14 protein-coding genes and 1 tRNA gene (1 of these 15 only partly in view) are annotated in these 16,831 nt (G+C 32.3%); 8 read left to right on the top strand and 7 right to left on the bottom strand.

Annotated features, from left to right (window positions below; genetic code table 11):
* The first annotated feature begins 184 nt into the window (after window positions 1-184).
* Both SYO3AOP1_RS04165 and pheA read left to right on the top strand, forming a co-directional pair.
* Window positions 185-958, top strand: coding sequence for an inositol monophosphatase family protein (locus SYO3AOP1_RS04165; RefSeq protein ID WP_012459511.1), 774 nt, complete (start codon window positions 185-187; stop codon window positions 956-958).
* On the top strand, window positions 959-2,038 hold the full coding sequence (pheA, locus tag SYO3AOP1_RS04160) for a prephenate dehydratase (protein ID WP_007546517.1): 1,080 nt from the start codon (window positions 959-961) through the stop codon (window positions 2,036-2,038).
* Between the two features lie 459 nt (window positions 2,039-2,497).
* On the opposite strand, the gene tsaD is transcribed toward pheA, so the two are convergent.
* The 4 genes from tsaD to SYO3AOP1_RS04140 form a co-directional block, all read right to left on the bottom strand.
* On the bottom strand, window positions 2,498-3,511 hold the full coding sequence (tsaD, locus tag SYO3AOP1_RS04155) for a tRNA (adenosine(37)-N6)-threonylcarbamoyltransferase complex transferase subunit TsaD (protein WP_012459510.1): 1,014 nt from the start codon (window positions 3,509-3,511) through the stop codon (window positions 2,498-2,500).
* Between the two features lies 1 nt (window position 3,512).
* Complete coding sequence (locus SYO3AOP1_RS04150; RefSeq protein ID WP_012459509.1) at window positions 3,513-4,745, bottom strand: S41 family peptidase; 1,233 nt, start codon at window positions 4,743-4,745, stop codon at window positions 3,513-3,515.
* A gap of 309 nt (window positions 4,746-5,054) precedes the next feature.
* On the bottom strand, window positions 5,055-6,071 hold the full coding sequence (locus SYO3AOP1_RS04145) for an aldo/keto reductase (protein WP_012459508.1): 1,017 nt from the start codon (window positions 6,069-6,071) through the stop codon (window positions 5,055-5,057).
* 30 nt (window positions 6,072-6,101) lie between these two features.
* A complete protein-coding gene (locus tag SYO3AOP1_RS04140; protein ID WP_012459507.1) occupies window positions 6,102-6,887 on the bottom strand; it encodes a TIGR00282 family metallophosphoesterase in 786 nt (261 codons plus the stop codon).
* 474 nt (window positions 6,888-7,361) lie between these two features.
* On the opposite strand from SYO3AOP1_RS04140, the gene SYO3AOP1_RS04135 reads away from it, so the two are divergent.
* The 3 genes from SYO3AOP1_RS04135 (at window position 7,362) to SYO3AOP1_RS04125 (ending at window position 11,983) form a co-directional block, all read left to right on the top strand.
* Window positions 7,362-8,486 carry a KamA family radical SAM protein gene (locus tag SYO3AOP1_RS04135; RefSeq protein WP_012459506.1) on the top strand — a complete coding sequence of 375 codons (1,125 nt, stop codon included), beginning with the start codon at window positions 7,362-7,364 and terminating at the stop codon, window positions 8,484-8,486.
* Window positions 8,487-8,537: 51 nt separating this feature from the next.
* Complete coding sequence (gene mgtA, locus SYO3AOP1_RS04130; RefSeq protein ID WP_343122256.1) at window positions 8,538-11,009, top strand: magnesium-translocating P-type ATPase; 2,472 nt, start codon at window positions 8,538-8,540, stop codon at window positions 11,007-11,009.
* 158 nt (window positions 11,010-11,167) lie between these two features.
* Entirely contained in the window at window positions 11,168-11,983 is an 816-nt protein-coding gene (locus SYO3AOP1_RS04125; protein ID WP_012459504.1) for a 2,3,4,5-tetrahydropyridine-2,6-dicarboxylate N-succinyltransferase, read from the top strand.
* On the opposite strand, the gene SYO3AOP1_RS04120 is transcribed toward SYO3AOP1_RS04125, so the two are convergent.
* The gene (locus SYO3AOP1_RS04120; protein ID WP_281340796.1) at window positions 11,967-12,224 is read right to left on the bottom strand and encodes an EscU/YscU/HrcU family type III secretion system export apparatus switch protein; all 258 of its coding nucleotides are present in this window, start codon (window positions 12,222-12,224) and stop codon (window positions 11,967-11,969) included. The two genes, SYO3AOP1_RS04125 and SYO3AOP1_RS04120, sit on opposite strands and share 17 nt — an antisense overlap.
* Window positions 12,217-13,425: a hypothetical protein gene (locus SYO3AOP1_RS04115; protein WP_012459502.1), complete on the bottom strand. Its 1,209-nt coding sequence runs from the start codon at window positions 13,423-13,425 to the stop codon at window positions 12,217-12,219. The genes SYO3AOP1_RS04120 and SYO3AOP1_RS04115 overlap by 8 nt, the downstream gene beginning before the upstream one ends.
* Window positions 13,426-13,497: 72 nt before the next feature.
* Here SYO3AOP1_RS04115 and SYO3AOP1_RS04110 point away from each other — a divergent pair.
* From SYO3AOP1_RS04110 to SYO3AOP1_RS04100, 3 genes are all read left to right on the top strand, one after another.
* Window positions 13,498-13,584 (top strand) — tRNA-Leu (locus SYO3AOP1_RS04110).
* Window positions 13,585-13,699: 115 nt separating this feature from the next.
* Window positions 13,700-13,987, top strand: a complete 288-nt coding sequence (gene rpsO / locus SYO3AOP1_RS04105; protein WP_012459501.1) for a 30S ribosomal protein S15 — start codon at window positions 13,700-13,702, stop codon at window positions 13,985-13,987.
* A gap of 11 nt (window positions 13,988-13,998) precedes the next feature.
* Window positions 13,999-16,110 (top strand): polyribonucleotide nucleotidyltransferase, encoded by a 2,112-nt coding sequence (locus tag SYO3AOP1_RS04100; RefSeq protein ID WP_012459500.1) that lies wholly within the window; start codon window positions 13,999-14,001, stop codon window positions 16,108-16,110.
* Window positions 16,111-16,209: 99 nt separating this feature from the next.
* On the opposite strand, the gene SYO3AOP1_RS04095 is transcribed toward SYO3AOP1_RS04100, so the two are convergent.
* Window positions 16,210-16,831: the 3' portion of an IS5-like element ISSulsp1 family transposase gene (locus SYO3AOP1_RS04095; protein WP_012459499.1), read on the bottom strand. 287 nt of this gene lie beyond the right edge of the window; only the last 622 of its 909 coding nucleotides appear in the window; its start codon lies off the right edge, out of view; it ends in the stop codon at window positions 16,210-16,212.

Raw genomic sequence — 16,831 nt, 5'->3', positions numbered from 1 at the left:
TGACTGAAAAGCATTAGAGAAAGGATAATCTTATATGTCATTCTGAGCGTAAGCGAGGAATCTCTTTTTTTACTTTTTAAAAGAGGAGATCCTTCGGGCTTACGTCCTCAGGATGACAAAAAGGTAAGTTTATAAAAATTTTAGAAAACTATCATTTAAAAACCAAGATTAAAAGGAGCTGAACTTGAGTAAATTCTTAGAAGTAGCAAAAGAAGCGGCTTTTATTGGTGGGGGAATTTTAAAAGAAAATTTTAAAAAAGTAAAAAAATCTGATATAGAGAATAAAGGAATAAAAGACTTTGTAACATATGTTGATAAATTATCAGAAGAAAGGATAAGAAATCACATACTTAAAAACTTTCCTGACCATGCTTTTCTTGGTGAAGAGGACGGAAGGTTTGGCGAAAGCGAATTTACTTGGGTGGTTGACCCATTAGATGGGACGAAAAACTACATATGTGGCTTTGAGATTTTTGCTGTATCGGTTGCACTTCTTCAAAACAATGAGCCGATAGTTGGCGTTATCTACGTTCCTATGTTAGATAAAATTTACTGGGCGGAAAAAGGAGCAGGTAGCTATTTAAACGGAGAAAAGATAAAAGTATCCAACAGACCAATCGAGCAGGCAGTTGTGTCAACAGGCTTTCCATTTAGATATGTAGCAGAGCTTGATAATTATCTTAACATGCTAAAAAAAGCAATGATTACATTTTCAGGAGTTAGAAGACCCGGAGCCGCAGCAGTTGATTTAGCATTAGTAGCAGAGGGTGTTTTTGATGGATTTTTTGAGATGAAGCTTTCAATTTGGGATATAGCAGCAGGTGTATTACTCATTCAAGAAGCAGGCGGCATATACTCAAATTTTGAAGGGGGAAAAGATCTATCCTCCGGAGATGTAATTGCAGGGGGAAAAGAGATTTACGATGTTTTATATGATATAGTCAGGAGTAGTAAATAAATGGATTATCAAGAAAAGCTAAAAGCTTTGCGGCAAGAAATTGACAGTATAGACAATCAGATTTTAGAGCTTATAAATAAAAGAGCAACCTTAGCTAAAGAAGTTGGAGAGATTAAAAAAGCAAACAACCTTCCAATCTTCGTTCCAAGCAGAGAGAAGGAAATTTTTGATAGATTAGAAAAACTCAACAAAGGACCACTTCCAACGGATATTGTAAAGCATATATTTAGAGAGATAATTTCAGCTTGTAGAAGCATAGAAGAGAATATTAAAGTCGTTTATCTTGGACCAAAGGCAACGTTTACCCATCAAGCAAGCCTAAAATACTTTGGACATTCTGTAGAGCATATACCCGTATCAACAATAAAAGATGTATTTGAAGAGATAGTCAAGAAAAAAGCAGACTTTGGCGTAGTTCCGGTAGAGAATACAATAGAGGGAGTTGTTAACTATACTCTCGATATGTTTTTAGAGTATGATTTAAAAATCATAGGTGAAGTTATTTTAGAAATTTCTTTACATCTAATGAGTATAAATCCAAACATTAATGAAATTCAAAGAATTTACAGTCATAAATTTGCAATAGCAGAATGTAGAGATTGGATACTAAAAAATATGCCACATGTTCAGCTTATAGAAGTTGAAAGTACAGCAAAAGCTGCAGAAATGGCAAAAGATGATTATGAATCTGCAGCAATAGCCAGCGAATCAGCGGCAGAAGTTTATGGATTATACATTTTAGAAAGAAAGATAGATAAGCATCTTTATAACTATACAAGATTTTTAATCATTGGAAATGAAATACCAAGCAAAACAGGAAATGACAAAACAACGTTTATTTTTTCTGTAAAAAACGAAGTTGGTGCGTTATATAAAGCCTTAGAGCCATTTTATAGAAATGGTATAAATATGACTAAAATAGAATCAAGACCATCTAAAAAAGAGGCTTGGGATTACATTTTCTTTACGGATATTGAGGGTCATATTGATGACGAAGTAGTAAAGAATACTCTTGAAGAATTAAAATCCAACGTTCCATTTTTCAAGATTTTAGGCTCATATCCTAAGGCGGTTGATTAGGTTTTTTTAAATAAGTAGGAAACTTTAGGGTATTTTTTTGCAGTTTTAAATTTTAAAAATTAATTTGGCAATTTATTAGGAAGAGTGTTCTAAAATTTTTGTAAGCTGTAAAATGTATATGTAAATATAACTTTACCTTTGCTCGTCATCTTGAAGACTTTAGTCCGAAGGATCTCCTCATTTTAAAGAAAGTGAGTAAGTGAGAGGTAAAAGAACGGAGATTCTTCGCCGGCTGCAGAATGACAGGCAAGATAATATCTTTATCAAAAATTTTTTGCAGCACCCTCAGCAAAAATTGAAATTGAATTTAAAGATAGTCAACAAAGCTCACATACTTCTCATCATTTTATAAGAATTTGTTATAATTTAGATAAAACAAAAATATCGGAGATGATTTGAATGGAACTTATATTAGCAGTTATGTTTGTCTTTTTTGCAGTGGTTATTTTTGCAGGAATCTTAGGCATGAAAGCTTCTAAGTAATTGCGGGAATTTATCTATTCTGCATCTTGCCTTTGCCTCAAAATCAAGAGATACTGATATACCTTTTTCTTTAAACCTTTTGTATCCAGTGTATGCCACCATTGCTCCATTGTCAGTGCATAGGTGCATAGGCGGAAAATGAACTTCTAAATCTTTGATATTTAAAAATTCTTCTCTTAACTGAGAGTTTGCAGATACACCTCCAGCCACAACAACTCTATTTATTCCAAACTCTTTACATGCTAAAACTGTTTTCTTGACTAAAACATCAACAACAGCATTTTGAAAAGATTTTGTGATATCTTCTTTTTTATAGATACCTTTATTAATCTCTCTAATCACAGCAGATTTTAATCCGCTAAAAGAAAAATTATACTTATTTTCTTCATCATTTAATAAAGGTCTTGGAAATTTTATGGCTTCCTTTCCTTCTTTTGCTAACTTATCAATTAATGGACCGCCGGGAAATCCAAGACCTAAAGCCCTTGCTACTTTATCATAGACTTCACCGACTGCGTCATCTAAGGTTCCGCCAAGATAGATATAATCTTCAAATTCTTTAACTAAAATTAGTTCCGTATGACCACCAGAAACTACGAGAGCTAAAAACGGATATTCAATTTCTTTTGTTATAAAGTTTGCAAATATATGAGCTTCTATATGATGAACCGGGATTAATGGTTTTTTTAAAGAAAAAGACAAAGTTTTTGCACCGGAAACACCTGCAACAAGAGAAACTATAAGACCGGGCATAAAAGTGGTAGCGATAGCATCTATATCGGATAAGGTTATACTTGCATCTCTTAGGGCTTTATCTAATACTGGTAAAAAGTTTTTTGTATGTTCCCTTGCTGCGATTTCTGGATAAACACCGCCAAATTGAGCATGAATAAGTTGTGACGTTACAACATTAGACGGTATACCTTTTTCACTGTCGTATACCGCTATTGAAGTATCATCACAGGATGTTTCTATTCCAAGAACTACCATATTAATTCATTTTTTTAGCAAAGTTTAGAATTTTAATTGCATTAACTGCAGCTTCCAATTGTGGGTCTTTTACTTCTGTCTCATCTTTTCCATTTATTTTTGCTTCTCTTTCTGCTTTAGCTTTTGCCATCTCTTCTTCTTCCGTCATTTTAACAATAATATCCGGAGTAATTCCTTTGTTCATTATTAGATTTCCATTAGGTGTGTAATAGTGAGCAACGGTAAGCTTTATACCAGAACCATCTTGTAAAGGTATTAATGTTTGAACTGAAGCTTTTCCAAAGGTTGTATCTCCTACGATTATAGCTCTTTTATGGTCTTTTAATGCACCTGTCAAGATTTCTGAAGCAGAAGCAGAACCTTTATTAACAAGGATAGCAATAGGAACGTCTTTTGGAATTATTGGGTCTGATTCTGAGTAAAACTCTTCTTTATTCTTAGGGTCTCTTCCTTGTGTGTATACGATAAGTTTGCCTTTTGGAATAAGCATGCTTGCTATAGAAACAGCAGATGTCAATAAACCACCGGGATTATTTCTTAAGTCTATTATTATGCCTTCTTTGTTTTTAAATTGCTTTAAGGCTTTTTCAAACTCATCAGCTGAGTTTTCTTGAAATTGGGTTAATCTAATATAGCCAATCTTTCCACTTTCAAGCTCTTTTGTTTTAACGCTTTTTACTTTGATTATATCTCTTACTATTTCAACTTTAAAAGGCTTATCTACTCCTTTTCTGAAAATAGTCAATGTAACTTTTGTTCCAGGCTGTCCTCTCATTTTTTTGACTGCTTGAAACATCGTCATTTTATCTGTAGGCTCGCCGTCAATTTCTATTATCCAGTCTCCGGGCTTTATTCCAGCTTTGTATGCAGGAGTGTCTTCTATAGGAGAAACAACGATAAGTTTATTATTTTCCATTGTTATTTCTATACCAAGACCGCCAAACTCTCCTTGAGTCTCTGATGTAAACTCTTTAAACTCTTCTGGTGTGAAGAAGGTTGAGTACGGGTCTAAGGATGACAACATACCTCTTAATGAGCCATACAATAAATCCTTTGATTTTGGCTGTTCTACATAATTATCTTCAACGATTTTTAATACATCTGTATAGGTTCTTATTATTTGAACTTCATCTGAGTAGTCTGTTTTAGGTTGGTTTTTTGAGTTTAGTCCAAAACTCATGCCGGCGATAAAAATTAACATTACTCCTACTGCGAGTGAAATCTTGCTCTTCATCTTTGCTCCTTTATTAAAATTTTCATTAAATTTTAGTATATCATAGAAAGGTGAGAAGTAAGAGTAAAAGGTTAAGATATTAAGCATTTATAAAGAGTGTTCTAAAATTTTTGTAAGTTTGCCTTTTCTTGTCATCCTAAGGACTTTCGTCCGAAGGATCTCCTCTTTTGATTTTTTGAATTGAAAAGAAAAACAGGAGATTCTTCGCTTACGCTCAGAATGACGACTTAATTTTTAAACTTAGTTAAAATTTGGAACACTCTCAATATTTATATCACGTCTCACATCTCACGTTTCACGTCTTACGTCTCACTTCTCGATAATATTTAAAATTTCGCTTTCTTCAAGCTTTGGATAATTTTCTATCTCTATATTTTCCAATAGATGCTCTACTTTACTCATACCAATTAAAACAGTTCCAACGTATGGGGTACTTCTTACAAATTGAATAGGAATATGAACATCCTTTTTTACTTTAAACATCTCTTTTACATTTTCCGGGAAGTTTCTTAAAACCCTTTTTTGAAGTAAAGGAGCACTAATGTATGTGTAAATTCCAAGCTTTTTGGCAAGTTCTAAGGTTGAGTAATATTTTCCTTCGTAAGGCTGATTTTTTGGTTTAAACGCTTCAAGCATTGCAATATTATATGGTAGCTGAATAAATCTAAAATGATGGTTTTCTCCGCCAACTTCTCTTGCTATCTTGAAAATTTCATACAGATTTAGATGCTGTGGATGGTTTTCTTCTACTCTAAAGCCGTTCCATGTTGCAAGACCGTAATATCTTAACTTACCTTCTTTAACTTTTCCTTCTAACAATCTAAAAACTGTCCATATTTTTTGATAGAACTTTTCTTTTGAAACAATTTGGAGCTGGTCTTCTGGGTTGTGAAGAAAATAAACGTCAATATAGCTTGTTTTTAGGTTTTCTAAGCTTTTTTCAAACGACCAATCTATATATTTTGGAGTAAGTATATTGCCATATGGTGTGATATCATCTTTTGTAATAATGCCTTTGTCTATAAATTCTTCCTTTAAGTATTTTGTAATATTGTCAATTTTAAGCTTGTTGTCTCGTGGAAAGTATCCGCCTTTTGTAGAGATTATGACTTTACTTCTGTCTACTTCCTGCAATACCTCTGAGATCACCCTTTCACTTTCCATATCTCTATAATTTATAGCAGTGTCTACAACATTTATGCCAAGCTCTATCCCTTTTTTGATGGTATTTTTGTAGCTTTCATTGGTTATCGGGTCAGGATTTCCTAAATATGTTCCAATTCCTATTTCTGAAAGTTGTAAATCTAAAAAGTTTTTATAATTCATGCTCTCACCTTTATTTTTATTCTCAATTCTTCACCCCTTACCTTCTTTCCCGACCTCTTCCTTTATCTGCATTCTTTTTAAATTCCTGTCTTTAAGATTAACATAAAGTGCATTAAAAATAAACTGACCTTCAGCAGGTTCATACTTTTGTGGAATTCCTGAGATAAATTTTTTTATGATTTCATCTTTCTTAACGCCAATAACAGAGTCTAAAGCTCCCGTCATTCCTACATCTGATATAAAAGCGGTACCACCGGGTAAAAATCTTTCATCTGCTGTTGGTACATGGGTATGGGTTCCAAAAACTATATCAGCTCTTGAATCTACATAATAGCCAAATGCTTGTTTTTCTGATGTTGCTTCAGCATGAAAATCTACGATAATGTAATCTACCTTATCTTTGATAATCTCATAAATTTCATCAAACTTTCTAAACGGACAATCTAAGACCATTCCCATAAAAGCTCTACCCATTAGGTTTATAACAGCCACTTTATAGCCATTTTTTTCATATACATTAAATCCTTTTCCCGGTGCAGATGGCGGTAAATTTGCAGGTCTTAAAAGTCTTTCATCATCAATGATTTCAAAAACTTCCTTTTTATCAAAGGTATGATTTCCTGATGTGATAACATCAACCTTTACTTCTATCATTTCTTGAAAAACTGATTTTGTGATGCCGTTTCCATGCGCTAAATTTTCACCATTTAAAACAACAAAGTCAATGTTTAGTTCTTCAATCAAATTAGGAAGGACTGACTTAACAGCCCTCCTGCCAGTTCTACCGATTACATCACCTATAAGCAAAACATTCATTTATAAAACTCCTATTGTTTGACAGTTTAACCAATTTTTTTATTTTATCAAAAAAACTAAGATTCTTCAGACTAATGTATGAGGCTGTTCTAAAATTTTTGTAAGTTGTAGAATGTATATGTAAATATAACTTTACCTTTGCTCGTCATCCTGAGGACGTATGTCCGAAGGATCTTCTCTCTTAAAAAAGGTGAGTAAGTGAATAAGTGAGAGGTAATGGGCAAGAAAGGGCGGAGATTCTTCGCTTACCCTCAGAATGACGCTTTAGAGTCATAAAGACGGAGATTCTTCGAAGGACTGGAGAATGACATCGAAAGGTTAATTAATTTTAGACTTGGTTAAAATTTTAAAGCACTCTCAACTAATGTGTAAATACTAATGTGTAAATAAAATCAAGGACTAAGACTATACACTCTATTATCTAACCTATGATAAAATAAACTTTTTATAAATACCTCTTAAAACGGAGCAAAGTTGCAAAATTTAGAAGAAAATTTCTGGCAAAAGATACATCTTTATAAAGATATCTCAAAGGAGCAGTGGCAAGACTGGAAGTGGCAAATAGCTAATAGAACTACTTCTTTAAATGAGTTAAAACAAATAATACCGATTAAAAACGAAGAAGATTTCTTGAAAATATCTGAAATATTTCATTTTGGAACCACTCCTTACTATATATCACTAATCAATCCAAATGATGAGAATGACCCAATATTAAAGCAAATTCTACCGGACATAAAAGAGATAGATGAAAAATATCAAGAAGGAGCTTTTTTAGACCCATTTTTAGAAGATGTTAAATCTCCTGTACCCGGTTTAACCCATAGATACCCTGACAGAGTTTTATTTAGAGCTACAAACTTTTGTAGTGTTTACTGCAGACACTGTATGAGAAAGAGAATGTTCTTAGAAGATGAAAGAGCAAGGACAAAAGAAGAATATGATGCTATGTTTGAATACATAAGAAATAATAAATCTATAAAAGAAGTCTTGATATCCGGCGGAGACCCCCTAACCCTCCCAAATAAAAAGATAGAATATATTCTCAAAAATCTTTATGAGATATCACATATTGATGTTATAAGAATCGGAAGCAGAGAGCTTGTTGCAAATCCTTACAGATTCTACGATGAAAAACTATTACAACTATTTGAAAAATACGATAAAGTTTGGCTTATTACACATTTTAATCATCCAAATGAAATAACATCAGAAACAAAGAAAGCTGTAAAAAACATTCTATCAACAGGAACACCTGTTTTAAATCAAACCGTTTTACTAAAAGGAATCAACGATAGTAAAGAAACAATAGAAAATCTTATGAGAGATTTACTTAAAGCAAAAATAAAACCATACTATCTTTTTCAATGCGACCCAACGAAAGGAGTGTATCATTTTAGAACACCGTTAGAAGTCGGTTTAGAAATCATGGAGTATTTAAGAGGAAGATTGTCAGGACTTGGAATACCAACCTTTGCCGTTGACCTTTTAGGTGGACTTGGTAAAGTCCCTGTCCTTCCAAATTATATAATTGAAAAAAATGAGGATTATATAGTTTTTAGAAACTATGAAAATAAAACTGTAAAAGTTAAAATTTGATTAGTTTGTGTTCTTGTCCCCACTTTAACCTAATCTAAAAATTCTTCTGATATAATAACCAATCAAAATATAAAAAATCCGGAAAACATTATGAAAGCTAACACTCAAAAAATAATAGGACTGTCTTCTAAAGAAGCTGAAGAAAGACTTAAAAAATATGGTTTAAATAAAGTTGGTAAAGAAAAAAGATTTACAGATTTAGAATTATTCTTAAATCAATTTAAAAGTCCATACATCTTATTACTTTTGTTTACCGCCATACTTTCAGCCATTTTAGGAGAAACAATAGATGCTTTAGTTATCATAACGATTGTTTTGCTTGGTAGCATATTAGATTTTTGGCAGGAAAGAGGCGCACATAGAACAGTTGAAAAGCTTCTTTCTATGATTAAGACATATGTTAATGTAATTAGAGATGGGAAAGAGACAGAAATACCTATTGAGTATGTTGTGCCAGATGATATTATTGTTTTAAGAGCTGGTGATATGGTGCCGGCTGACGGAGTTTTATTAGAAGCAAAAGACATTTTTATCAATGAATCTCTTCTTACAGGAGAGCCATATCCGGTTGAAAAATTCGCCAACGATAATGTATTTATGGGAACTCATGTTGTTAGCGGTTTTGGAATTATGAAGACTGTCAAAACAGCCAAAGATACAGAATACGGAAAAATTGCTGATAAATTAAGACTTGGTAAAGCAGAAACAGATTTTGAAAGAGGCTTAAGAAGATTTGGATATACACTATTACAAGTTGCAACGATTTTAATTATCGTTGTTTTTGCTGTAAATACTTACTATCACAGAGGTGTTATAGATTCTCTATTATTTGCACTTTCCCTTGGAATTGGTATAACTCCTGTTCTTTTGCCTGCTGTTGTTAGCGTTGGATTGTCTTATGGTGCAAGATTTATGGCTAATAAAGGTGCGATAGTTAAAAGATTAGCATCGATAGAAAACTTTGGAAGTATGAATGTTTTTTGCTGTGATAAAACCGGAACTTTAACAGAAGGAAAAATGAAAATTTTCGCATTCAAAAATATAAAAGATCAAGATGATAATAAGGTTGCAATTTTTTCATGTGTTAACTCATGTCTACAAACAGGTTATAAAAATCCAATTGACGATGCTATAAAAGAAAGTCATAAAGATTTAGATATTTCAGATTATAAAAAGTTAGATGAAATTCCTTATGATTTTAACCGAAAAAGATTGTCTATCTTAGTAAAAAAAGATGACAAAAACATTTTAATAACAAAAGGTGCATATTCTCACATCATAGAAGTTTGCACATATGCCGAGATAGATGGAAAGATTTTAGATTTAAAAGATATAATTCAAGATATTGAAAAACTTTATACTTTGTATAGTAGTCAAGGCTATAAACTTATTGCTGTTTCTTATAAATACATAGACAAGGAAAGAATAGATTTTAACGACGAGTCTGGTGAGATTTTTATCGGCTTTGTTATACTTCACGACCCACTCAAACCTGATGCAAAAGATTTAGTCAACAAGCTAAAAGATTTAGGAATAGAACTTAGGATAATTACAGGAGATAACAAGTTGGTTGCTCAGCATATAGCTCAAAGCTTGGGACTTGATGGAAAGGTGCTAAGCGGTGAAGATATAAGACATCTATCGGAAGATGCTCTTATTAATAAGGTTAAAGATACTTTTGTGTTTGCAGAGCTTACACCACTTCAAAAAGATTTGGTAGTTAGTGCCTTAAAAGACGCCGGCTATGTGGTAGGATATATGGGTGATGGAATAAACGATATTGCAGCTATGAGAGAGGCAGATGTTGCAATCTCTGTCGATAACGCAGTAGACATAGCGAAAGAAACAGCAGATATAGTTTTATTAAAAGCAGACTTACAAACTATAATTGACGCAGTCGTTGAAGGAAGAAAAACATTCTTAAATACTATGAAATATCTTTTTATGCAAGTAAGCTCTAATTTTGGAAATGTATTTTCTATGACAGGTGCATCTTTTATAATTCCTTTCTTGCCAATGCTACCAAAACAAGTTTTATCTCAAAATTTAATGTCAGATGTTGCTGTAATGTCAATTCCAACAGACAACGTAGACAAAGATTGGATCAAGACTCCAAAAAAATGGAATATTGAGTTTATAAAAAGATTTATGATAGTCTTTGGATTAATAAGCTCTGTTTATGATTTTGTAACGTACTTCTCTCTGATATATGTATTTAATGCAAGCCAAGAACTTTTCCGTTCTGCTTGGTTTCTTGAAGGTCTATTGACAGAAGTAGCCATTTTATTAGTTTTAAGAACAAGAGAATTTTTCCTAAAAAGCAGACCATCTAACTTTTTAATCTTAACTGTAAGTTCAATATTTATATCCGGATTTATAATTCCATTTACTCCAATTGGAAAATTATTAGAACTGCAGCCTTTAACTTTAAGTCTTTATTTATTTGTGATAATTGTGATAATTCTTTATATACTGACTGTAGAAATAGGTAAAAAATTCTTTTACAAAAAGTATGATTTATAGTCTTTAATACGTCTGGTAATAAATTCAATAAAAGTTGTGAGATTAAAAATAAAAGACTCTTCGCCGACTGTGTGGAATGACAACATTGATTTTTGAAACAGTCTCTATAGTATATTTTTGATATAATAAACTCCAATATTTAATTACAGGAGGTTTAGATGGAAGAACTTAAAAAACTTATTTTAGAAGCATGGGAAAACAGAGAGTTTTTAAAAGAAAATAAATACAAAGAAGCAGTAAGAGAAACCATTGACTTATTAGACAATGGAAAAATAAGAGTAGCAGAGAAGATAAATGGCGAATGGATAGTCAATGAATGGATAAAGCAAGCTATTTTATTATACTTTCCTATTCAAGAGATGCAGGTTATGGAAGTTGGACCTTTTGAATATTACGATAAAATTCCTTTAAAGAAAAATTATAAAGAAAGAGGCGTTAGAGTTGTTCCGCCAGCAACAGCAAGATATGGAAGTTATATAGAGCCGGGAGCGATTCTTATGCCATCTTATGTAAATATTGGTGCTTACGTTGGAAGCGGAACAATGGTTGATACATGGGCAACGGTTGGTTCTTGTGCCCAAGTTGGAAAAAACGTTCACCTTTCAGGTGGAGTAGGTTTAGGTGGAGTCTTAGAACCACCTTCAGCAAGACCTGTAATAATAGAAGATAACTGCTTTATAGGTTCCAGATGTATTATCGTAGAAGGTGTAATAGTAGAAGAAGAGGCTGTTTTAGGAGCTAACGTTGTAATAACAGCTTCTACAAGAATTATAGACGTTTCTGGTGATGAACCTGTAGAGTACAGAGGAAGAGTTCCTGCAAGAAGCGTTGTAGTGCCAGGAACAATCACGAAGAAATTCCCGGCTGGTGAGTATGGCGTACAATGTGCTTTAATTATCGGAAAAAGAAAAGAGTCAACAGATAAAAAAACTTCTTTAAACGATGCGTTGAGAGAGTTTAACGTTTCTGTTTAGCTTGGTAGATTAATACAAAAATTTCAGCAATTACTTTATAAAGTTCTTCAGGAATTTCTTCATAAAGTTCAAGACCCGACAAAACCTCAACCAACGTCGGGTCTTCTTTGAGATAAACTCCGTGTTGTTTTGCTACCTCTATAATTCTTTCTGCAATTATACCTTTACCTTTAGCTACAACCTTTGGAGCAGAATCTCTATACCTTTCATATCTCAAAGCTACTGCTTTTTTCTCATCCATAGACATCAAAACTCACCACGTTTATATTGCTATCCTTTAACCTTTCTATAGCTATTTTTTTAAGTTCTTTTAGATTTTCAACAAGATTTTTATCATTGCTCTTAATCGTAATATAATAACCGTCGTAAAACTTAGCAATTATATAGGATACAAAAGTATCATCGTTAAATTCTATATCACCTTTAAAATAAATTATATTTCCATTTTCATTGAATTTCTTTTTAATCTCGTACTTAGAAATTTTAATACCATTTAACACAAAAGGGAAAACTCCAAAAATGCTATCAGATAATAAACTTAGTTGTTGATAACTTTTTATCAAGCTGTTTACATTTTCATCTTTTATGTTAATTTTTGCATCTGGGTAGATAGACCCCAAACTATTTTTTATACTTTCTAGAATTTCTTTCAGTTGTTGTCTTTCCGAAATTAGTCTTTCTAATTTTTCTAAAACATGCTCCTTTACAACTAATACATCTTTGAAAGTTTGCAAATTCAATTGCTTTAAGATATCTTTATCCTTAACTTCAACGCCGGAATGTAAATCTTTCTTTATACTTTCCAAAGATTCTTTTAACTGATTGTTTTCTAAAATCATCTTATCTATATTTTCTAATATATTTTCCTTGCCGTCAAAAATTTCTTTATAAGCTTGCAAGTCCATCTGTTTTAAATTCTCAATTTGATTAATCAATTTAGCCAATTTATTTTCAAAAAAACTGCCAGAGTTTTGTATTGCTTCTTTTATTGTTTTTTCATCAATTTGATAAACATCTTTAACCGGTAAATTAAGTCTATTCTCTTCAAGCTTTGTTATATTGTTAATTAAATTTTGAATAAATTGAGATTTGATATTTTCTGGAAGTTTATCTAAATTTTTTAATGCTAACTCTATAGGAATTTCTTTTAAGAAAACTTCATTAACAGGTTTTTTATCAGAAACTGAAATTAATTGAAATTGAAGTTTGTCATCCTTTGGGGGAAGAACCTTAAGTAATAACTGATTGTCTTTGCTTAAAGGAATTTCTGTATTGACTGTTATATAACTGTTTTTTATTCTAAGGACAGCTGCACCGGAAGGCAGGACATCAATAACTTCAGCATTAACATTTTCACCAGCTTTTAGAGATATAGAGCTTCCAAGATTTTTTAATATTGTTATGACTTCATTTTGTATTTGCATAGGCTTGAAATTTATCATCTCAATCTCCAAGTAAAAAAACACTTGCATAAGATATAAAAATATGATATATTATATTTCCACAATTTGAAAGGGAAAGTGGCGGAACTGGCAGACGCGAGGGACTTAAAATCCCTTGGCCGAAAGGCCGTGAGGGTTCGATTCCCTCCTTTCCCACCATCTAAATTTATCAAACGTAAATATCAACTATAATCTTTAATAACTAAGACCTACTTTTTCTAAAGTATGTTATAATATAAATTCAAAAATTTTAAATTAGTTATAGGAGGTATAAATGTCAATTACTGCTGAGAAAAAGCAAGAGCTTATTAAAAAGTTTGCATTACATGAAAATGATACTGGTTCTCCAGAGGTCCAAATTGCTGTTTTAACTGAAAGAATCAGAAATCTTACAGAGCATATAAAAGCAAACAAAAAAGACCTTCACTCAAGAAGAGGTCTTATCGGAATGGTTAACAAAAGAAGAAAGCTTTTAAACTATCTCAAAAGAGAGAGCGAAGAAAGATATAGAAAAATTATTGAAGCATTAAACATCAGAGAAACATCTAACGAAAGCAAATAATAGGGGTATTAATGGAAGAGATTAAAATAGAAACTGTAGTCAACGGAGCACCATATAGCATAGAAACAGGATACTTTGCAAAGCAGGCAAACGGTGCCGTAATCGTAAGACAAGGAGATACAGCAGTTTTAGTTGCTGCAGTTATGTCTGAAGAGCCTCAAGCTGATATAGATTTTCTTCCATTAACGGTTGAATACAGAGAAAAATATTATGCTTATGGTAAGATCCCGGGTGGATTTGTTAAAAGGGAAGGAAAACCTTCAGAGAGAGAAATTTTAGTTGCAAGAAATATAGATAGACCTATCAGACCTTTATTCCCAAAAGGTTTTTATAATGATGTAATCATCACAGCTTATACATTATCCGCAGATGATCAGTATGACCCAGATGTTTTAGGTATAGTTGGAGCTTCTGCTGCTTTGCATATCTCAGACATCCCATTTGAAGGGCCAATTGCTGGTGTTAGAGTTTGTAGAGTAGATGGTCAATTTATAGTTAATCCAACTTATCAACAAAAAGCAAAATCGGATTTAGAAATTGTTGTTGCTGGTTCTAAAGACGCCATCGTTATGGTAGAGGGTGGGGCTAAGGAAGTTCCAGAAGAGGTTATTCTTGAAGCTATGCTTTTTGGTCATCAGGAAATTAAAAAATTAATAGAATTACAAGAAGAGCTTAGGGCAAAATACGGAAAAGAAAAAATTGAAATACCAATAGATGAAGAAGAAATTTTACTGAAAGAGAAATTTAAAGAATTAGCCTATGTAAGAATTAAAGAAGCATTTAATATTTCAGATAAAAAAGAAAGAAATAAACAGATAAATGCTATTTTTGAAGAAATTAAAACTACATTAGAAATTCCTGAAGAAAAAGTAAAAAAAGCTTCTTTTGTCTATAAAGATGTTGTTAGTAATGTTATGAGAGACCTTGTACTTTATGAAAATATAAGAATTGATGGAAGAAAACCAGAAGAAATTAGACCTATTTGGATAAAAGTTGGAGTTTTCCCAAGAAATCATGGTTCAGCTATCTTTACAAGAGGGCAGACTCAAGCTTTCGTAACTGTAACACTTGGTTCACCTTCTGAAGGACAGATAGAAGAGAGTATAGAAGCCGGTGAGACTCTAAAAAGATTTATGCTACATTATAACTTCCCACCATTCTCAACAGGAGAAGCAAAGCCTCCAAGACCGGTATCAAGAAGAGAGATTGGTCATGGAAATCTTGCAGAGAGGGCATTGGAACCTTTAATTCCATCGGAAGAGGAATTTCCATATGTTATAAGAGTAGTATCTGATATTTTAGAATCTAACGGCTCAACATCTATGGCAACAGTTTGCGGCGGTTCATTGGCATTATTCGATGCTGGCGTTCCAATGAAAAAACATGTTGCCGGAATAGCAATGGGTTTAATAAAAAGTGAAGATAAATTTGTAGTATTATCTGATATTCTTGGAGATGAAGATCATCTTGGCGATATGGACTTTAAAGTTGCCGGAACAAGAGATGGTGTAACTTCTATACAAATGGATATTAAAGTTAAAGGTTTAACAAGGGAAATTTTACAGAAAGCATTAGAGCAAGCAAGAGAAGGCAGAAACTATATACTTGACCTTATGTATCAAGCTATACCAGAGCCACGAAAAGAGTTATCTCCATATGCACCAACAGTAACAACTCTTAGAGTACTTCCAGAAAAAATAAGCGTGATTATAGGTCCAGCAGGTAAAAATATTAAGAAGATAATAGAAGAAACAGGCGTTAAGATTGACTTAGATCCAACTGGTTTAGTAAAGATATATGCAACAAGTAAAATAGCTGCAGAAAAAGCTATCGATATGATAAATCAGCTTATAATGGATATAGAGCTTGGAGAAGTATACTTAGGTAAAGTTACAAGAGTTGAAGATTATGGTGCATTTGTAGAATTAATGCCTGGTAAATTATCATTATTACATGTATCACAAATCTCTTCAGAAAGATTAAAATCTGCTAAGGATGTAGTTAAAGTAGGAGATGTTTTAAAAGTTAAAGTTTCAGAAATTGATGACCAAGGTAGAATAAAAGTTTCTCTAAAAGACGTTCCAGAAAATGTAGAAGCTAAAAATAAATTTTTATTTGAATAAACACTATTCCATCTCTTAATAGAGATGGGTTGTTTTTTCAATTGAAAGTTATATAAATTTTAAGGTACCACTTATATCCCCTGAGCCCTGTTCCAAAAATCAAAAAAAACTTCTTCTAAAAATTAAGACTGATAGGATAAACAAAAATACATAAATTAAAATCATGTAGAAATTCCAAAGAATAGCCCAAGCAATAGCTAACTTCTTAGCTATATCTTCTCTTTTAACTCTAAACACTGAATTTGCTTTGTTCTTTATATTACCAAATAAAGATTCTATTCTATATCTTTTCTTTCCATACTTTAACCAATTTTCCTTTGATAACTGTCTCAATGGATGCTTTATTTTTATTCTAAATGTTTCCTTTATCTTTATAGCAGGAATAAGTCCAATGTCTAAGATTTTTTGTATTACACTTATTGAATCATAACCTTTATCAGCTATAAAAGGTAGTCCTTTGATAAAATCTACTTTGTCTAATATCTGATTTAACATCTTTATCTCACTTGCATAGGCTTTACCTGTTTCACATCCCAAAATTACCACTTTATCTTCGTTATCTACTGCCATAATAACCTCAAGTCTTATATGGGATTTTATCTGTTTTACCTCTATCCCTCTTCTCCATTTAAGGCTATAAATATCTCCATAGGCAAAACCTGTAGCATCTGCTATGTAGCACTGTATTTCATCTTTGATTTTTTCAATAAAATACTGTCCT

The sequence above is a fragment of the Sulfurihydrogenibium sp. YO3AOP1 genome (genome assembly GCF_000020325.1).
GTDB lineage: Bacteria > Aquificota > Aquificia > Aquificales > Hydrogenothermaceae > Sulfurihydrogenibium.
This window is presented reverse-complemented; position numbering and strand designations above follow the sequence as displayed.